At 46.1% G+C, this 19,164-nt stretch carries 11 protein-coding genes and 1 riboswitch; of the genes, 3 read left to right on the forward strand and 8 right to left on the reverse strand.

The genetic code is table 11. From position 1 onward, the window contains the following. Nucleotides 1–125: 125 nt before the first annotated feature. Entirely contained in the window at nucleotides 126–881 is a 756-nt protein-coding gene (locus tag Q1A86_RS06190; RefSeq protein ID WP_299804233.1) for a leucine-rich repeat domain-containing protein, read from the forward strand. A gap of 234 nt (nucleotides 882–1,115) precedes the next feature. Here Q1A86_RS06190 and Q1A86_RS06195 read toward each other — a convergent pair whose 3' ends face one another. After that, entirely contained in the window at nucleotides 1,116–2,906 is a 1,791-nt protein-coding gene (locus Q1A86_RS06195; protein ID WP_299804235.1) for a flavocytochrome c, read from the reverse strand. 407 nt (nucleotides 2,907–3,313) lie between these two features. On the opposite strand from Q1A86_RS06195, the gene Q1A86_RS06200 reads away from it, so the two are divergent. Both Q1A86_RS06200 and Q1A86_RS06205 read left to right on the forward strand, forming a co-directional pair. Beyond that, complete coding sequence (locus Q1A86_RS06200) at nucleotides 3,314–5,332, forward strand: transporter substrate-binding domain-containing protein (RefSeq protein ID WP_299804238.1); 2,019 nt, start codon at nucleotides 3,314–3,316, stop codon at nucleotides 5,330–5,332. A 39-nt stretch (nucleotides 5,333–5,371) separates the two neighbouring features. Then, nucleotides 5,372–6,754, forward strand: coding sequence for a sigma 54-interacting transcriptional regulator (locus Q1A86_RS06205; protein ID WP_299804241.1), 1,383 nt, complete (start codon nucleotides 5,372–5,374; stop codon nucleotides 6,752–6,754). 328 nt (nucleotides 6,755–7,082) lie between these two features. Here the strand turns inward: Q1A86_RS06205 and Q1A86_RS06210 are convergent, their stop codons facing one another. From Q1A86_RS06210 to Q1A86_RS06240, 7 genes are all read right to left on the reverse strand, one after another. After that, on the reverse strand, nucleotides 7,083–7,781 hold the full coding sequence (locus tag Q1A86_RS06210; protein WP_299804243.1) for a hypothetical protein: 699 nt from the start codon (nucleotides 7,779–7,781) through the stop codon (nucleotides 7,083–7,085). A 778-nt stretch (nucleotides 7,782–8,559) separates the two neighbouring features. Then, a complete protein-coding gene (locus Q1A86_RS06215) occupies nucleotides 8,560–9,810 on the reverse strand; it encodes a dicarboxylate/amino acid:cation symporter (protein ID WP_299804246.1) in 1,251 nt (416 codons plus the stop codon). A 457-nt stretch (nucleotides 9,811–10,267) separates the two neighbouring features. After that, the gene (locus Q1A86_RS06220; RefSeq protein WP_299804249.1) at nucleotides 10,268–11,488 is read right to left on the reverse strand and encodes a phosphoenolpyruvate carboxylase; all 1,221 of its coding nucleotides are present in this window, start codon (nucleotides 11,486–11,488) and stop codon (nucleotides 10,268–10,270) included. A 1-nt stretch (nucleotide 11,489) separates the two neighbouring features. Next, nucleotides 11,490–12,143 (reverse strand): hypothetical protein, encoded by a 654-nt coding sequence (locus Q1A86_RS06225; protein WP_299804252.1) that lies wholly within the window; start codon nucleotides 12,141–12,143, stop codon nucleotides 11,490–11,492. Continuing rightward, the gene (locus Q1A86_RS06230) at nucleotides 12,143–15,817 is read right to left on the reverse strand and encodes an ATP-binding protein (RefSeq protein WP_299804255.1); all 3,675 of its coding nucleotides are present in this window, start codon (nucleotides 15,815–15,817) and stop codon (nucleotides 12,143–12,145) included. Before Q1A86_RS06230 ends, Q1A86_RS06225 begins: the two co-directional genes overlap by 1 nt. Nucleotides 15,818–16,259: 442 nt before the next feature. Then, nucleotides 16,260–17,630 (reverse strand): sodium:alanine symporter family protein, encoded by a 1,371-nt coding sequence (locus tag Q1A86_RS06235; protein ID WP_299804258.1) that lies wholly within the window; start codon nucleotides 17,628–17,630, stop codon nucleotides 16,260–16,262. A gap of 209 nt (nucleotides 17,631–17,839) precedes the next feature. Next, nucleotides 17,840–17,985: riboswitch (glycine riboswitch) on the reverse strand. Nucleotides 17,986–18,363: 378 nt separating this feature from the next. Then, nucleotides 18,364–19,068 (reverse strand): DUF3581 domain-containing protein, encoded by a 705-nt coding sequence (locus Q1A86_RS06240; RefSeq protein ID WP_299804654.1) that lies wholly within the window; start codon nucleotides 19,066–19,068, stop codon nucleotides 18,364–18,366. Nucleotides 19,069–19,164: the final 96 nt, after the last annotated feature.

Consider the following 19,164-nt stretch of genomic DNA (forward strand, 5'->3'; position numbering starts at 1 on the left):
TGTTAAGTGGTGTTCTCGTTGCTACGTTGTTTGGGCTTTCTATACAAGAAAGCCCAGCGCATCAAGCTAAGTTGACACCAAGTCCTACAACTAAAACCATAGCTACAACAAACAGAGAATTAACCGTGAGCCAGCCACATATACTGACATTAGATGATGTATCGTTTGATAAAAGTAGAGGCAGAATTAATGTGTATCATGGTAATTATCAACACATCATTATCCCCGATAATTTTGATGGTATCCCGGTTACTGAGATCTGGGACTATGCTTTTTCAGAGGCTGAGGAGTTAAGCGAAGAATTCGAAGAGCTCCCAGAGAGCCCAATCGCCAGCATCGTTATTCCTAATACAGTAACTAAAATCGGCGAAAGTGCGTTTCGACGCAATGCCCTAACCCAGATTGATATTCCTACTTCGGTCACTCGGATCGGCTATTATGCCTTTGCAGAAAACGCATTAACTCACGTCGATATTCCAGACTCAGTGACAGAAATCGTAGAGGGTGCATTTGCCAAAAATGCCTTAACTCACGTGACTCTGCCAAATTCATTGACTGAAATTAATGAGCGAGTGTTTCAAGATAATTCGTTAACCCATTTAGTGCTGCCAAACTCAGTAACCATGATTGGCGACAGAGCATTTTCTAACAATGCCATCAACAAGATTAGTATTCCAATGTCAGTAACTGAAGTTGGTGAAGAAGCGTTTGCCAGCAATGCTATAAGCTATGTATTGCTCCCGACATCGATCACTTACATGGGTGACGATGCCTTTATCAATAATCCGTTAAGGGGCCGACCGATTAAAGGCTTTGGCAAGAAAAAACCACCTAGAGAACTCACCGATGAAGAGTTTCTAGAAGCAATAGGTGACTTATAAGGTTAAGTCACCCTCAAACTTGGGGTAGGCAATCAAGCTGCGCTTGACCTTGGAGTTAGCCTTCACCTAACGTCGCGGCGCTTTGCCCGCTTCAAGCCTTTAACCCTTGGCATCAATCACTCTCAACTGAAATTGAGAAAACAAAAAAGCCTCCATCGATAAGATGAAGGCTTTTGTTTTTTAGTCTGAGGCTGAAACTTAACTCAAATCCCAACCCCGACTAACAATCTAAGATTAGTTTTTCTTAGAGTAAGCCGCTGCATTTTCACCAGCCATTCTACCGAAGGTGACGATATCAGAGATAGCGTTACCACCTAGACGGTTAGCACCGTGAACACCACCAGTCACTTCACCCGCGCCGTATAGACCTGGGATAACTTGCTGCTTCGCATTCATGATTTCAGCTTTAGAGTCAATCTTTACGCCGCCCATAGTGTGGTGAACACCAGGAGTAACTTCGATTGCGTAGTAATTACCTTCGTTAAGGGCACGAGGTAGGTTTGGACGACCAAAGTCAGTGTCCTTACCGCTCTTAAGTAGGCTGTTGTAGCGCGCAACAGCTTCAGTTAAGTTCTTACCATCAATACCTGTCATCTCACCTAGTTTAACTAGCGAGTCAGCACTTGGAACAACACCTAGACCGATATACTTATCAATCTTACTTAGTGACTTACGTACAGAGTCATCAAAGATTAGGAACGCAGACTTACCAGTTTGGTTCAAAATCGCTGCAGATGCCTTATCACGTGTGGTGATTTCGTTGACGAAACGCTTACCTTCACGGTTAACCAAGATAGCGCCGTTACCACGAACCGCTTCAGTTACCATCACACCACCTTTAACCGATAGTGTTGGGTGAGCCTGGATGTATTGTAGATCTGTCATCGCCGCGCCAGCATTACCTGCTACATCGATACCATCACCAGTCGCACCTGGTTGGTTAGTAGAGATAAAGCCTTTTAGCTTAGGATCAAGCTTAGATACACGCTCGTTGTTCTTAGCGAAACCACCAGTTGCTAGGATAACGGCGTCAGCTTTAATCCAGTAGTAGCCCTTGTACATGCCTTTAACGAGTAGACCTTTAACGTTGCCTTTGTCGTCTTTAAGGATTTCAATACCACGGGTGTTCATGCGCATATCAACGTCACGCTTAACCGCGTTATCGTAAAGCACTTGGATTACGTGAGCACCAACACCTGCACCGCCAGTTGGACGGTGTGAACGGTTTGCAGAAGCACCACCCATACGACCTACGTCGTTAAGGTCTGCGCCCATAGCGGTTAACCAATCAACAGAACCTTTAGAGTGTGAAGTTAATACTTCGACTAACTCTGGCTCGTTTAGGTCACGACCACCTTTCATAGTGTCTTTGTACATAGACTCAACACTATCTTTAATACCTTTGGCTTTTTGCTGATCAGTCCAAGCAGCGTTCATACCACCGGCTGCTAGCTTAGCGTTACCGCCAATAACAGGCTCTTTCTCGATTAGAATCACTTTAGCGCCGTGATCATGTGCAGATACTGCAGCAGAGAAACCTGCACCACCAGAACCTACAACCACAACATCAACTGTGTCACGTGGTGCTTCGGCTAGTGCCGCTGCACGGTCTGATTGGTCTTTTAATAACTCATCGATGCTTGGCTCGTGACGTTCCCACTTCTTAGTGTATGGCATGTCAAAGTCGAAGCTGTGGCAAGAGTCACAGTAAACCATCGATTTTTCGTGAGCGCTGTGACAAGAAGTACAAGCCACATCGCCAGGGAAATGAGATTCATGGGCGTTGTAGTGCTCATGTTTAGTTTCTTCAGCAACTTCAGCGAGCGTACCGTGACAAGCAACGCATTGCTCGTTCTCATAGGTTAGGCTGTCGTTTGAAAGCTCACCGTCTGGCATGTGGCAGCTATCACACTCTTGGTTTTCACCGTGGAATTCTGCCAAGTTGTCAGCCGCGATTGCGTTAGACATAAAGCCTGCTGAACCAAGAAGTGTTGCGATACACACTGCTTTTTTAAAGTTTTTCATCTCATTTCCTCGCCTTTTTATTGCTGCTATCGGCAGCGCAAAAAGCTATCACGTTATATTCAACGGTCGTTAACGCCGTCTTAAATACTCAATTCGAGGTAATTGTCTGCCCATTAACAAAAGCCATCAACAACAGAGTCCGGATCACTTGAGAAACTGAACAGTCGATCACAGCTTGCGAAACGGCTCATGCAAACATGCATAACCTGATAGCCAGTTATGCAAAAATGCATAGGACTAAGTTAACAAGATCACAAACTGACTAAAATGCAAAGTTTAGTCTATGCGAAGGAATATAAAAACGAGCAAAACCAAGGACTCGACAGAGTTTAAAACCAATTTGCAATGCATTAAAAGCGAGAAACCCCGCACAGTTATCGTGTATAAGCTCATGCTAAGATTTCATTATGAAAACATTTGTTAACTTAGTTTACAGTCTGTGCACTCTTTACCTAATGGCATTCTCTTTTGCCGTCCATGCCGAGCCGACACATGAAAAGCAAAGTATCGTGTTTGGGGTTCACTCAAAGACGGCTCCATTAGAGTGGCGCAACAACGGGGTCGATCAAGGGTTTAATCTTGAATTGATGGACCGCATCGGTCAGCTCATGGGCAAACGCATAGTGATCCGTCGCAAGAGCTTTCAACAACTGCTAAACGATGTACATAACCGCGACTCACTCATTGATGTTATCGCAGTGGTCAGTCCCATCACTATCGATCGCGAGCTCAGTCAGTCCGATCCCATTTATGCGACCCACGCCAAAGCGTATACCTTACAGGGAAAGTCATTTATCAATGGCTGGAACGACTTGGAAGGTAAGCGCGTAGCAATTAAAAAAGGCGCCTTTGTCGATGTGTATATCTCAGGTAAACAGCAGGACTTTACCCGTGTCGATGTCGACTTGTATGAAACCGGTTTTCAGTTACTGATAAAAGGCGAAGTTGATGTTGTGATTGCCGAAAACTTTGTTGCTCGACGACTCATGCCGCTGTACCCGTCGATAAGAAGCTCTAGCGATCCCTTGATCTATGGTGCCTTTAACTTTGTCAGTAACTATAAACATGCTGATATGATGGCCCAGATCAATGATGCCCTTAGACAATTAAAACTGTCAGGCGAGTACGACCAGTTAGTTAATAAGTGGTTTGGTACCGGCCGCGAAAAAGTCGACCTTAATTCTGCGCAGAAGAAAATGCTCTCCTTAGCCATTTTTGTCAGCTTACTCTCGGCTGTCGGCATGCTGTTAACTGGTTATATCAGCCTGAGTCTACGCAGACGCTCTAAAGCACTTAAGCAAGAATTAGCACAACGTAAAAAGGCCGAAGAGGCAATTTCAAATTTGTCGAGCCAGTTCCAATCGGTACTCGATGGTATTCCCCATGGCGTTACCCTGTTTAATCAACAAGGCGAATGCCTGTGGAGTAACGACAATAATAACGACCTGCTCAATAACCCAGATTTTCACTATATTGATGGCGAAACCTTTAACTTAGGCCATGCCCTCTCTGGGGCGTTGGTTGAACAAAAGTCACAAACAGCCGACATGCAAATTAATAATCAGTATTGGCAACTGCAGCTACACCCGATTAGCAATCAACAAGTGGTCATATTGTTAGAAGAAGCCAGCGAGCAGCACAGGCTGCGCCAAGCTAATGACGAAGCCAGTCGCCTAGCTTCACTCGGTGAGCTCTCAGCCGGTATTGCCCATGAAATCAACAACCCGACGGGGATCATCATTCATTCAATCGCCTTTATCAGTGACGCCCTAAAAGACTTGTCTGAAGCGAGCCATAACTATCAGCTGCAAAACCCTTTTTGGTCAGTTGCTGGTATGGCGCCTGAATTAGCGATAAACGAGCTCGACTTAAGCAGTCAGTCGATCCACGAAGGCGCCGAGCGCATAAGCCGAATCGTTAACGATCTTAAGCGTTATGCCTTACCAACACTGACGAATGAATATCAACCCATTAGCCTTAATGAAGTGGTTGAAGTGTCGCTGCGCCTAACTGCCAATCAGACCAAGATATTTAACGTGACGACCGATCTGCTGAGCCCAAGTCCCGTTGTTATCGGTGATGCACAGCAACTGCATCAAGTGCTAATCAACTTGATTCAAAACGCCTGCCATGCCATCAGGCAAGATGCCGACTGCTACGAAAGCGGTGAGCATATCAATATTAAAACCTGTGTCGAAGCTAGCCATATCTGCTTAATTGTTAGCGATAAAGGCGCAGGTATGGACAGAGCCACACTGCAAAGAATTACCGAACCTTTCTTTACCACTCGCCGCTCGAGTGGTGGCACGGGGCTTGGATTATCTGTGTGTAGCCGCATCATTAAAGAGCATAAAGCCGATATGCAGATCACCTCCCGCCTTGGCGAAGGAACCGTGATAAAAATACGCTTTCCGTTGGCGTATTAATATTGTGACTGAGCAGATATTTAATAGGATTAGTATCACATGAAACTTGCTAGAAATATTCTCCTTGTTGACGACGAAGCCTCTTGGCTTAGAACACTCTCAATTACGCTTAATCGTCTAGTACCTGAAGCCAAAATCGATACCTGCGTCGATAGTCGTCAGGTGATGAGTCGACTGCAAACTGGAGATTATGCGCTAGTGCTACTGGATCTGACCATGCCGTTTCACTCTGGTGAAGATCTGTTAGAGATGATCCGCAGTGAGTTTCCTAAAACCCGTGTGTTGATAGTGACAGGTGTTAACGAAGTCGACACTGCTGTGCGCTGCATTAAAAATGGCGCCTATGATTACTTTATCAAAACCGACAAGGTCGACGACTTAGCCCGCACCGTGCGCCGTGCATTAGAGGTGGTAGGCCTTGAGCGTAACTATCTACGCATCAAAGAGAGCTTTTTAAGCCGCACCCTAACCCGCCCAGAGGTATTCAATAATATCCTCACCTGCGAGCCCGCTCTGCTGGATCAGTTTCGCTATCTTGAGGCGGTGGCCCTAAGCCCTGAGCCTATTCTTATTCAAGGTGAAAGTGGTACAGGCAAAGATGAATTTGCCAAGTCGTGCCATCAGTTGATCTGCCCCGATGCGCCTTTTATTAACGTCAACTTAGCGGGGATCAGTACCTCGGCATTTGAGCTACAGTTATTTGGCCAACTGCACACAGGCGAAGATGGCAAGGTTAGCGCCCAGGCAGGCGTGCTGCATCAAGTACAATCTGGACTGCTGTATTTAAATGAAATTGGTGACTTACCGATTGAGGCTCAAGCAAAGCTTGTGGATGTAATTGAGCATAAACAGTATTATCCTATCGGCAGCGACAGAGCCTATCCGATATTATGTAAAATCATCACCTCCACCCAGCACGACCTATTGGCGCTGAATCAAACGGGTAAGTTTAGAAGTGACTTGCTGTATCGCTTACGCTCACACACCATCAAGCTGCCACCACTGAGACAACGTAAGCTAGACCTGTCTATGCTTATCAATCACTTTATTTGTTTAGCAGCTAAGGATATGGGGCTGTCTGAGCCACAGCAACCTAGCTCATTGGCGCAGCAATTATCAGATTATGACTTTCCCGGTAACCTGCATGAGCTCAAAGGCATGGTGTTTGATGCAGTGAGTCGCAGCGACGGGATTTCGCTTAATATCACCCCGTTTATGGAAGCGATTAATCAGAGTAAGTCGAGCGTTCCCACTGACAGCGACCAGATTATCTTTCCTAAGAATTTACCCACTCTGGCGCAGATGAGCGATGCACTGATTCAAGAAGCGATGAATCGCACCGCCAACAGCCAAACGGCAGCGGCGCAGATGCTTGGCATAAGCCAAAGCGCGCTGAGCCGGCGCATCACTAAAGAAAAGTAGTAAAGAAATAAACAACTTCGGCGGTTTAATCTAAAAACAAAAATGCCAGCAAACTGCTGGCATTTTTAGTTGTTAATCATTATCGCTCGTCATTCACATTAATCAATCGTGCTAATCAATGGCGATTAAACCAAGGCTTGGAACGGGGCAAAGTTTGCTCTTGGAATCTAATTACCGCGCCTTGCACCACTTATTCAAGAGCATTAACCACGCCGCCAAAACTACATTTGCTAATAGTCATGATTCATTTAAACGCTACTTCGTACTGCTACCAACCAATTTAAGCACTGCTTGAGCCAAACAATAGACTAACCAAGACTCTTGCTTCTCAAAAATGATCTAACGTCAATGTGGACGGATCATCAGTTTCAATATAAAGCGCTTTAAAGTGTTTATTGCCGTATTCGTCTTCTACAATATTTTTAAAGCTATAATTTTTAGCAAACTTAGCGAGCTCATCTACATCTTTATCGCTACCTTCAAAATCAAACGATACGACACAAATTTTACCGGCACATGAATAATTCTCTGAATAAATTTCAATGCCGTCCATATCAAGCAGTTTTTCAACCAAAATGCTTTCGCGCAAAGCGGCATTTTCTGATTGTTCTATTGTACTTACCCGTCTGACAAACTCATCAAAATCACCAACATTAAACGTATCAACAATCGCACCTTTAGAAACGGTTCCATTTTCCAGCACATATGCGGATGTAAGTCTGTCTGCATTTGAAAAGTTACCTTGGGTCAAATGCTCAAATTGAGAGAAAAACAAATCCTCTTCTTCGAGGTTTGTTTCAGAGTTAAGTTTAACATCGGCTGTATTGCTATTTAATAACGGGGATATTTCAACGTCTTGGGTGGAAATAATGGCATCACTTGAAGATACTGAAGTCGAAGCGCTACTTATGAGCTGCTTGTTAGATAAACGAGTCGTTGTTACTGATTCATCAGCTCGTTTGGTTTGATATAAATAAGCGAGACCTACGACTCCCAATAAACCTAAAGCGATAATTTTGTTAAGCATAATTGTTTCATTCCTTTAAAACGATTAAAGCAGGAGAATGACTCTCCTACATAAACAAACTCTAATTAAGAGTACATAAAAGCCAACCTCCACCACTACACTTTATGGTAGTTTTTACACCGCTATGTGTGACAGTTCTAGGCCCAGATCCACAAGAAGAGCTCATATCAGGCAAATCTCCATGAGCCGCTAACGAGCTAACTATCACGATTTCTAATAAATACCTTTTTCATAAGTGATTCCCTATACTAATCGTAAGTCGTTAATTTGACACGCAGAAGCATAACAATTCGCCAACATTGATGCGAATCACATAGATTAATATGAAAAAAATAATATTAAAGGGAGTTAGCTAAAACATTAAGACACTTGGGTATAGTCTATATCTAGCGCTCATGGCAGTGTAATGAAGGACGGTAAATCATATTGATTTAACGCTTAGTAAAAAAACAGCCCAAGTAGGTGCTCACAGGTTCCTACTGTGCACTATCGCAACAACAGTATAAAACCAAGCAAATCATGCCCCACCTGCAAACCATTTGCCTTACTCATTAACTCAGTCAATGTGATTTCCTTAGCAACCAGCATGAGCTAAAGGGTATTGTCTCCGATGCTACTTGCAGCGGCGCAGATGCAATGCATAAGCCAATGCGCTTAGAGCCCACTGTTCACTAAAGAAAAATAAGAGCAAGATAAGGCAAAATAAGAAGTAAGAAGTAAGAATAAAAACAAAAATGCCAGCATAATGCTGGCATTTTTATTGAGTCACTTAAACGATTTAAGCTTGAGCTGGTGCCAACTTAGCCTCACCACCCTTCTCTGTTTCGTTAACGATTGTCAGTACTGCTGTGTCACCCACTACGTTACATGAAGTCAATACCATGTCGATTAGACGGTCAAGGGCCGCCACAATCGCGAATGCTTCAACCGGTAGACCCATCTGATGAATAAGCACACCAATCATCACCATGCCACCGCCCGGAACACCGCCCGCACCGACAGACAATAAGAAGATGCTAAATAGCAATGCCGGTAGCTGCTCCATGGCGATTGGGGCGCCAAATGCGTTTGCCACAAAGAAGATAGCAATAGTAATGTATATCGATACACCGCCCATGTTCATGGTCGCGCCGAGTGGCACACCAAAGCCCGCAATTGAGCGATTAACGCCAAGTTTTTCGGTAAGCGTGCGCATGGTCACCGGAATTGTTGCGTTTGAGCTCGCCGTCGATAGCGAAAATAGAATTTGTTCGCGAGTTTTAGCGCGGAACTCTTTTGCCGAAGTCTGAGTAAATAGGCCAACCGCAAATGGGTAGACAACAAAAATCCATAGCAGCAACAAGCCTAAGATCAGTGCTAGGTATTCTACCACGCTACCAAAGATTGCCGCCTCTAGCGTCGCACCAAGCTTTAGCATTAACGCGAAGACACCGATAGGCGCTAGCTGCATGACGACGCTAATCAGCTTCATCATGATTTTGTTAGCCACTTGGAAGCCATTTACAGCGCTTTGCGCCGCATCACCTAAGGATTTAATCACACCGCCAAGCAACAGCGCCATAAAGATAACCTGTAGCATATTGCCCGAGCTAAATGCGGCAATCGGGTTACTCGGTACGATACTGACCACTAAATCGACCAGATTAGGTAGCTCAGTCGCCACGATATCGACGCCGCCACCGCTAGACATATCCACGCCCTTTCCTGGAGTCAACAGTAACGCCACGCCAAGTGCTGCGAAGATAGCCACTAAGGTATTGATGATATAGAAGCCGAAAGTCTTTCCGCCTAAGCGACCGAAGCTATTGAGATCTTTAAGCTCGCACACGCCGCAGACGATGCTGACGAATACTAACGGCACTACCAGCATCATGATCATATTGACGAACATGGTGCCTGCGCCTGAGGCTAAATCGACGACTGTGCCAGAGAATAAACTGATATCAGCGAGAAAGTATTGAATGATAGAGCCAAAAATGAGCCCTGAAAACAGACCGATAAAGATCCGTGTAGAAAGTGATTTTGTCATTTGCTTGCCTTATTGGACATGTCTTAACGCATGCCTTCTATTGCCTTCAATGTTGATGAAAACTTGATTTCCATCTCGTTGTGGCAAGGATAGTGAAACATGCTGGCAAGAATTTCAATCTAAAAGGGACAAATAGTTTTTGAAACAGCTTGGTAACCGCCCAAGGCGTTCTGAAATAAATTATTGTTTTAATTAAAGTTAACCTCAAAAACCACAAACTACAGTTAGACGTAACTTTTACATTGGCAACATTCCCGCATCATTTTAAGCACAGAAAGTTAAAAACAGGATAGTTGAAAACACTAAAAGCGAGCAACAACCAAAAACTTAAAACTAGATAGAAAAGCAAAAATAGAGATAACAATTACCGCCAAGCAATTACACCGATTAATGCTCATAAAAAAAGCACCTTTAAAGGTGCTTTTTCTTAGCCGTTTATAGCTCCATTATTGCCAGATTACGCCAGCCATAACTCTACGTCTTTAATGATGAAGTTACCGCTATAAACCGGGTCTGGCTCACCAATATGTTCTAATTCAAAGTAACTACGATGCTCCTCTGGAAGCCCTTCATAGCCACAAATCACCTGATACAGCCATGACTCTCTATCCCAAGGTAGAGCATGCTCATCCAGATAATCCAATGCAGACTGACTCTTACCCGAATCAATCACAGCACAGAAGTAGCCATCTACCGCTAACTTAAGCGGATTGTCAGGAATATCGAAGTCTTCAGCTTGAGTCAGATCGACCGAAACATCTTGCTCTCGCTGCGCACCAGTCTCACTCAAGCGATCGATACGCTTAATATTTGAGACTAACTCAAGTAGCTCAGGCTCTAAGCTATGATTATGAACATCCACTGCCGCCGGTGCCAACAGTGGCTCAGCAATATTAAATAGCGCTGGCAACTGCTTGTGACTAACATGATCCGCAGGCTTATAGTCTGGATGCAAGTCGGTATACAGCAACCAACCTTTTAGCAAACGAGTACGACCACGAATTTGACGGAAACGACCCAGTAGCTCTAGCAAGCGCGCCTGCACCACACTGAGTTCCTGCGTACAGTCACTCAAGGTCTCTTGCAGTGTCGTCACCAACAGTTTTCTTAGTTCACGGATATCGCCAGCTATCTCACCAAGTTCGCTAAACTGGAACATCTCTAGACCGTTTAGCAGCTCAGATACCTGACTCTGGGCCAACTCATTCTCACGAATTTTAGCGTTGATGCTGCCCACATAACCAAATTCGTTGTTGATGCGACTCCACAGCACACGGATTGAATAACGCAGGCCATCGGCAAAGCTATATACATGCTCGCTTAAATCGGCAAGATAAGCCTCTGATGCGCTGAAATCCACATTGTGGCGCGCTTCTTTATAGTGATCCGCCAAGGTCTTAATGGTGGCCAGTGACGAGCCAACATTAGAGTCGATTTGACGGTTACGCTCATCGCTCAGGGCCTCTTCTAGCAGAGCACGTACCGAGCGTTTTAGTCGCAGCTCCTGCTCAGGCTCTGGTCGCCACAGGATGTCGCTCTTTTGCAGCTTATCTATAGCTTGAGCGTTACTCTCATCGATTGAAACTGAGCCCGACAAGTAAACGTCCATCACCAGCTCTGCATGGCGTCCAAGCTGTTTTAGCAGCTTAACACCGGCTTGGTGTAAGTTACTGCTCATATTAGATCAAATCCCTTTGGGTAGCGGTCTCGGCTTGGGCTTCAAGGCTTAAGCCTTCGGTCTCATCGATAAAACGGATCACCTCATAAAGGTAATCGAGCTTTCCTGTGGCGATATAAATCTGCTTCTCGCTGTTAGGGCGAGTCAGATAGCCGAGCTCCACCAAACGCTTAAACACCAATTTGATTTGCGCATCGACGTTAGTACTGGTTGAGCCAAATAAGCGGTAATGGCTGATCTTTGCTAACTGCTCACGAAACGCTGGGGTATCTTCGATACGGGTTTGCAACTCAGTTAAACGTACCGCTACGCCTTCAGATAGCGGCGCATCTTGACCACTGCCCTCTTGCACTAACACTAACCACTCCACCAGCGGAATAAGCGCATTACAGATATCTTTAAACTGCGATGAAATGACCTTACGCTCACCATCGCCTAACTGCTGATAACCACAGAAAAACACTTCGCCTTCGCCAGCCGAGCCTATGGTGCGATTAATTTGATTTAAGTACTGCTCAACATGGTCGCGAGTCGATGGGCTTTTCAGTGCGCGCCAGCCGTCTTCATCGGTAGTGCGACAGATAAACTGACCTTTTAACAAACGTTCAATAAGGGCGCTAGTGCCTACGATGGCTGTTTCGGTTGCTTGGCTCATTACACGGCCTCCTGAGTACGACGCTGATTGAGTTTGTCGGCGATCGGATTAACTTGAGGCTTAACCACCTGCAGTTTTTTAGTTTGTTTATTGATGATGTAACGGTTTGAGAACAGGTTCAGTACCTCAGATTCAGGGTTAGGGAATGCGCCCAATACTGAGATATTGTTGTTTTCACAGGCATCGAAAATCTTCTTCACGTTACCGTGGTGCAAGGTACCGAGCTCGTCGATTGGCCAGTGGATGGTCACCTCTGCGCGCCCACGCAGTAGACGGGTAAACGCCAGCAGGAACTTACACAAGATCAGGTAAGCCATACCGTGACTCGATGACTCGTTTAGTTGTCTATCGGTGCGGATAACCAGGTCGCTATTGCCCTCTTTGAGGCGCAGCTCAATCTCAAGCAGCTTAGCAATACCACCTGACAGTGCTGCACGGCCGATAATATCGAGTGCGCGGCGCATGCTGTTAGTGTAATCCTCTCCCGGCAAGTCGTTAAAACCGTCAGCCTTCCAACGTTTAAAGGCTTTTACAAACTGCTCTAGTTCCGGCCAGAACTCTAACTCGCTAATGCGCGAGCGGATTTTAACCGCCGATTCTGATACGCCATCGAGAAACAACTCTTCACCCACTTCACGGGTAATACGCGCACTTTGTGAGGCGATACGACGGTCGATATCCGCCAGTACATCGTAGAATGCGGTTAGATCGACGCCAAAGATACGCCCTTGTTCACGCAGCGCCATAATAGATTGCGGCACCATCACATTTAGTAGCTGCTCCAGCTGTGGCACTAGCTTGCGGTAATCGAGGATGCGAATACCTTTGTCATTAACAAAGCTCGACTCTTCACGGGCACGCTCCCAAGTCTCAGATAAGCCTGAACCAGACTTGCTGGCAATAACCGAGTCAAAATGCTCAACATACTGCTTGACCGAGCCCATCATTGAATCGCGTTTCAGCAGCTGATCTTCACCTTGGCGTAGGCGTTCAGTCAGACTGCCTTGGGCGTCATCATTGCTGGCAGGTAACTTAAGCTCACTTAGTTTACGCATCACGCTGCGCAGCTTGGTTAGGTTCTCAGAGGCTTCAATTTGCACCGCATCAGACTGCTTACGCTCACCATCGAGCTCATTACGCTTGGCCTTAACTTCGTTAGCCTTACTCTTAAGCTGCTGCTCTAGATCTAGGCTGGCGTGTTTTACCTTACTCAGCTCAGATTGCAGCTTAGGCTTACGTTGCAGCCAAGTGTGCTGGTACCAATCTTCAAAACGCAGCACTTCGCTACGGCGTTGCTCCGCCTTAGAGATGTTGCTTTCTAATGTGCGAATTTCAGCCTTAAGGGCGACGATTTTAGCTTCGTCGACACCACGAGATTTAAGCTCGTCTTTGTACCACTGCTCACAGGCCTTTTGCTCACTCTTAGCATGATCACGGCGACTTTGGATATTGACCTTAACTTGGTTTAGCTGATTGTCTAACGCACCAACCACTTCCTGCCAGTAGGCATTCTTTTCCATGCGCGCTTCGAGTGCCTGCTCTTTTTGCTCTTCGAGCCACTCTTGTTGCTGGCCTTGTAGCTGCTTGATATCGCTGTCGATACGGGCAAGCTGCTTCTGCGAGGCTGATTTACGATCGTTCAGCGCTAGATTGATCTTTTCTTGCTCGGCGCGTTTGTCATCAAATAGGCGACGTAGATCGTCACGGCTATTCTTATACGCAGTACGAGCGAACGTCAGCTCACGCAGTAACTTATCTAGCTCAGTGTTGCTGGCGACTAAAATATCTTCCGCTTCGGCTTGTAGCTCTTTCGCGCTAGCCAATGCCTCCTCTGCGGCGGCATGTTTAACTCTTAGCTCTTGCTCAGAGGCAGCATACTCTGGCGCGTCGATGGCTTTTAAGTCCAGCGCGATACCGTATAAGGCCTCGATATTTTCGCTGCTAATGCTTGGGTGCAGATCGCTGCGGTGCAGTAATTCTGAGTTAATCACCTTACCTAGAGTGTTTTCCCAGCCACTGGCTTCTTTACGTAAAAATTCTAGCAAGGTGTGAGACTGTGGGAACAGCATATGAGTCAGCTCTTCAAGCTCACTTTGGCGCTCAGTCACGCGAATACCGGCAACACGCAGGCTCTCGTTTGCCTGATCGCGCTTGGCTCTAAGCTTACGCTCTTCGCTTGTTAAGCGGTCAACTTTAGCATTGGAGGCTTCTTGATCTTCATCGGCGCGGGAGATGCGCTCATCGAATACCGCTAAGGCTAGCTTTTCTTCTTCTGAGTAAGTCACGCTATCAACGCGCACCTTTAACTCGGCGGCGTTCACCTTAAGCTGATAGGCTTGCTCGCTGAACTGCGCCTGACCTTTTTCGGTCGACTCACGCCACTGCTGCTCAAGCTCGGCTAACTCGTTGCGGCCGACTTCTCTTTGCTTGTCGCGGGACTCTCGCAGGCTATCTTGCTCTTGATGTAAGTTTTCCAGCTCACGGTTAAGGCCTTCGCCAATCTTGCTACGGCGGGCGTTATAAGCCGCTTCAATATCTTGATGCTTCTCGGTTTGTAGCTTATGGCGCTCGCTTAGGTTTTCTAAACTGCCACGCCAGCTTGGTAGCTGCTCTAAATCTAACTTAGCCTGCTCGATATCGGCATCTTGGAAGTTAGCATGCTGATCTTCAATCGAATCCAGCTCATGCTCACACTTAGCCACGTCACCCTTGGCTGCAGACAGGTCTAAGTTAAGCTCGTCACGCTGCTCCTTCCACTCTTCATCGAGTTGGCGAAGCTGAGCGTTAAGCGCCTTAGACAAGTCTTGATGATGCTCTTGACGCTCGATTTCGGTGGTTTCATCTTTGCTATAACCGCGGCGCAGACTCGCAAGGCGCTGCTCAGTGCTCAGCAGTTGATCAAACTCCTGCTCTAGCTTTTCAAACTCAGGGCGAATTTGCTCGAAGCCTTGAATAAGCTGACTCTCACGGATCCATGCTTCAACGCGCTGCGGATTAAGGCGTGAACTTGGCGGATTAACACCGTCTTCTTCCAAAATCGCGGCGATCATCGACTTGATGGTTTCCATCTTGCCCTCTTTCGAGTGCACGGCTTTGGCGAGTTTTTCGATATGACGCAGTGAATGCTCAGCTTCGCACAAGGAGAACTGACGCGCATAGTTACGCAGCTCATTGCGGTTGCTGCCCGTGCTCAATAGTGCGCGGTCATTCTGGATAATGGCGCGATATTCACGAGTGTTAAGCAGGTTAGTTACTGCCACACCGGCACGCTTCATCTCACGCCCAAGTTCTGCCATGGTGAAGCACTGAATGCTATCGCCCTGCTTCGTCTTGATGTAATCCTCTAGCTCAAAACCTTTGGCGATAAAACGGTAGTTTACCCCTTTACCGTCACCAGCCGATGCCAGTACCGCTTGATAGGCTAGACCATCAGACTTGATGTATTCATAGATGATATAGCTTGAATCATGGGGAAGGTACCAGCGCTCAAAACTGTCACGGGTTGATGGCACCACTCGGCTCGGATATTCACCATAAAAAACCGGTACCAGACGTTGCAGTGTGGTTTTACCCGATGCGTTTGTTCCGCAAATATTGGTGTGGCCATCCAGGGCCAGTTCTACCACGCCTGGTAGATGAGTATCGATAAGTATGATGCGATTTAAGCTTGGCATTGCATTCCTTAATCCAAACAGAGCCGTAACGGTAAGCGCATTGGGCTTACATTAAGCTAAAATTGTCAGGTCTAATGTTAGGTCTAATGTTAGGTCTAATGTCAGGCCTAATATTAGAGCTATAAAAAATTTTGATGGTCACTAAATTAAAGGAAAGCACAGCGCTTGGCAATTATGCCAAAGTGACTAAAGCGGCGGTTTCTGTGACCAAATAACAGAAGCGAGATCATACGCCATTTTTAGGCAGATAGATGCTCAATCAATCGGCAGTTAATAGGTGACAGTTAACAGGCGACAGCATCATCTAAAAACTTTAGCCTTCTCGAATAAAGCGCCAAATAAAAAGCCCGCCTCACTATTGATGAGGCGGGCTTATCTTTAACCTAGCCGACTTTAATTAAAAGCGAGCCGATTAAACTAAACCGTTCCGTGCTTAAGCTGTCTATGCAAGTGAGCTTTTAGTCGCTAGCGCCTGCTGCTTAGCAAAATACTTGCGGGTCTCTTTCAATATCACGTGTCTTAGACCAATAATCGCTATCAGGTTAGGGATCGCCATCAAACCGTTAACGGTATCGGCCAACATCCAGATCAGATCTAAGTGAATGAAGGCACCACCAGCAATCAAACCTAAGAAAATGAATTGGTAGACTTTAATGCCATTATCACCCAGACGGTTACCCGTTAGGTAATACCAGCAGCGCTCACCGTAATAATGCCAACCTAAAATAGTGGTGAAGGCGAAACACACTAGCGCAATCGTCACTACATATTGGCCAACAATCGCTGAGCCACTGGCAGCAAATGCCGCGCTAGTCATAGCGGCACCTGCGGTATCACCGCTCCAGACACCAGTTATAATGAGCACTAGTCCCGTCATGGTACAAATCAAAATCGTGTCAAAGAAGGTTCCCGTCATGCTCACAAGACCTTGCTCAACCGGCTCATTAGTCTTAGCGGCAGCAGCCGCAATTGGCGCGCTACCCAGACCCGACTCATTGGAGAACACACCGCGGGCAATACCAATTTGCAATGCTTGAGCAACCGTTGCACCTAAGAAGCCACCGGCTGCAGAGATAGGGGTAAAGGCGGAGTGCAGTACCAACTCAAATGCTGGCATGATCTGATCAGAGAAAGTAAACAGTACCCACATGCAAGCGAGTACATAACCGAGCGCCATGGTTGGCACTAGTTTTTGCGCCACGTTAGCAATGCGCTTCACGCCGCCTAATGTTACTGCCGCCACCATTAAGGTTAGTACGATAGCCGTCACCCAAGATGGGATCTCAAAGGCAATAGTCATGGCATCACTAATGGCATTAACCTGAGCAAAGGTGCCAATACCGAAAAACGCGACACCCACACCGAAGATAGCGAAGATCTTAGCCAACCACTTAAGGCCTAGGCCGCGTTCGATATAGTACATAGGGCCACCAGCAATATTACCTTTAGCATCGGTGGTGCGGTATTTTACCGCTAGCATACATTCGGCGTACTTGGTCGCCATACCGAAAAAGGCCGCGAGCCACATCCAAAATAACGCGCCTGGTCCACCGATTTTAATTGCTGTTGCCACACCGACAATATTACCGGTACCGATAGTCGCCGACAGCGCGGTACAAAGCGCCGCAAAAGAAGACAGATCGCCCTTACCGCTTGCAGGTTTAAACAGTAAACCTAAGGCCATAGGTAATTTAAAGACTTGGATAAGTTTAAGTCTAAGGGTGAGATAGAGGCCGGTTCCAACCAATAAGCACAGGGTAATAGGTCCCCAAACAATGGCATTGATATCGGCTAAAAGCGCGTGAAAGTTCATGGTATTCCTCGAGTATTAAACAACAAGACTCTTTTAAATAAGAGTTATTAATAATCGGAGGAGGAAAAGAAATGGCTGTTGCTGGCACTAGCCGATTGCAACGAGCGATAGAGTCTAGCTAACTTCACTGAAGGTGAGTTAGGTAGAAAAGGCGCAGCGACAAACGACAGTGACTTTATGCAGTTATCGTTAAAATAACTGACACAGTCATCCTCTCCTCTGTCCTTTTGCCTGAGCGTTTCGCGTAATCTCATAGCTGGGTTTAATAGCTGAGTTTACACTTTCGCCTTCGGCGCTGTGTGACGGCTAAGCTTACGAACGCTTATCTGCTCACAGTCTCTCCAGAGGCTCGTCCAGTAACAGTCCTCACCACTATGTGGCACCTGAAAGAGTGCTTTGTTCAGCTTAAAGCCTAACAAAGTTGCCTCGTCGGTGTGGGGTTACTCCCCACTCTCCTGCTACCTTCATCCGAACGGATCCCCAATCCTTATCTAACCATTAGGGCTAGCAAGTGATAGGGACAGATAGAATGCGCCATCTTAGAGTTTGCCTCAAGTGAACCAAGTCACATTTTTCATACCGAAAAACCGTTTGCTTAAATTCAAATCAAATCGGTGTTAATTACAGCAACAACACCCAGCACACCAAAGTTCAAATGACACGCTATGAAACTAAAAACCACTTAAGCTATTCACTTAAGTGGCTTATAAGACGTTCATTACTTTAGTGCTGGCTACACGAAGGCGACTCTACGGCTCTCATAAGTTTCGCACATCTGCTGGGCAGACTCTTCTTCATAAGGGCGCAATCCACTCATGACCAAGGTTTTGACCCCAGTACCAACAACTGTATCGCCACTGAGTAGCTCAAAGGTCAGGGTCACATCGCCACGCTTGCCTTCAATCTGTAAGTCTTGCTCAACTAACTTCAAGCTCACTTCGGTAAAGTCCAGCGTAGTTAAATCAAATGACATGCTCTCATAGATCACTAACGGACGCGCTGGATTAATCATCATTTGATGCTGCTTCATCATAGGCACTAAGATATGCATGAAATTGAGACCAGAGAAAGCCACATACTTGCGAATAAACGACTCGATTTGAGTCTCACAATGACGCACATCACCGCTGCGATGCACCTCGAGATAACACTTATCTTTGTCATCACGAATATCAAAGTCTTCTGCAACCGAGTCAGGAAACTGCAGTTTGACACCATCACCGACCATGCCTGCGAAGTTAAAAGTCATTTTCTGGCTTAAGCCATACTCGTTGAGAACGAGGGCAAAAAGTAGATCTCCAGGCACACAAAAACGCTTGGCTGCCACATCGTGGATAGGGTTGAAGTCTTGGGCAACGCCTTTAGCAAAATCACTCGCTTGGGTAGGAGTGATAGATACAGACTGGTTTTCTTTTTTAAAATAATAACTTAGAAACATATTCACTCAAACATCTTGTTAGCCTTAAAAATGACCCGACAGTTTATACCAAGATTGAGTTTTGACTCACCCGATGACTTGCCCCGTAGCACGCCT

It is taken from the genome of uncultured Shewanella sp. (genome assembly GCF_947497935.1).
GTDB lineage: Bacteria > Pseudomonadota > Gammaproteobacteria > Enterobacterales > Shewanellaceae > Shewanella.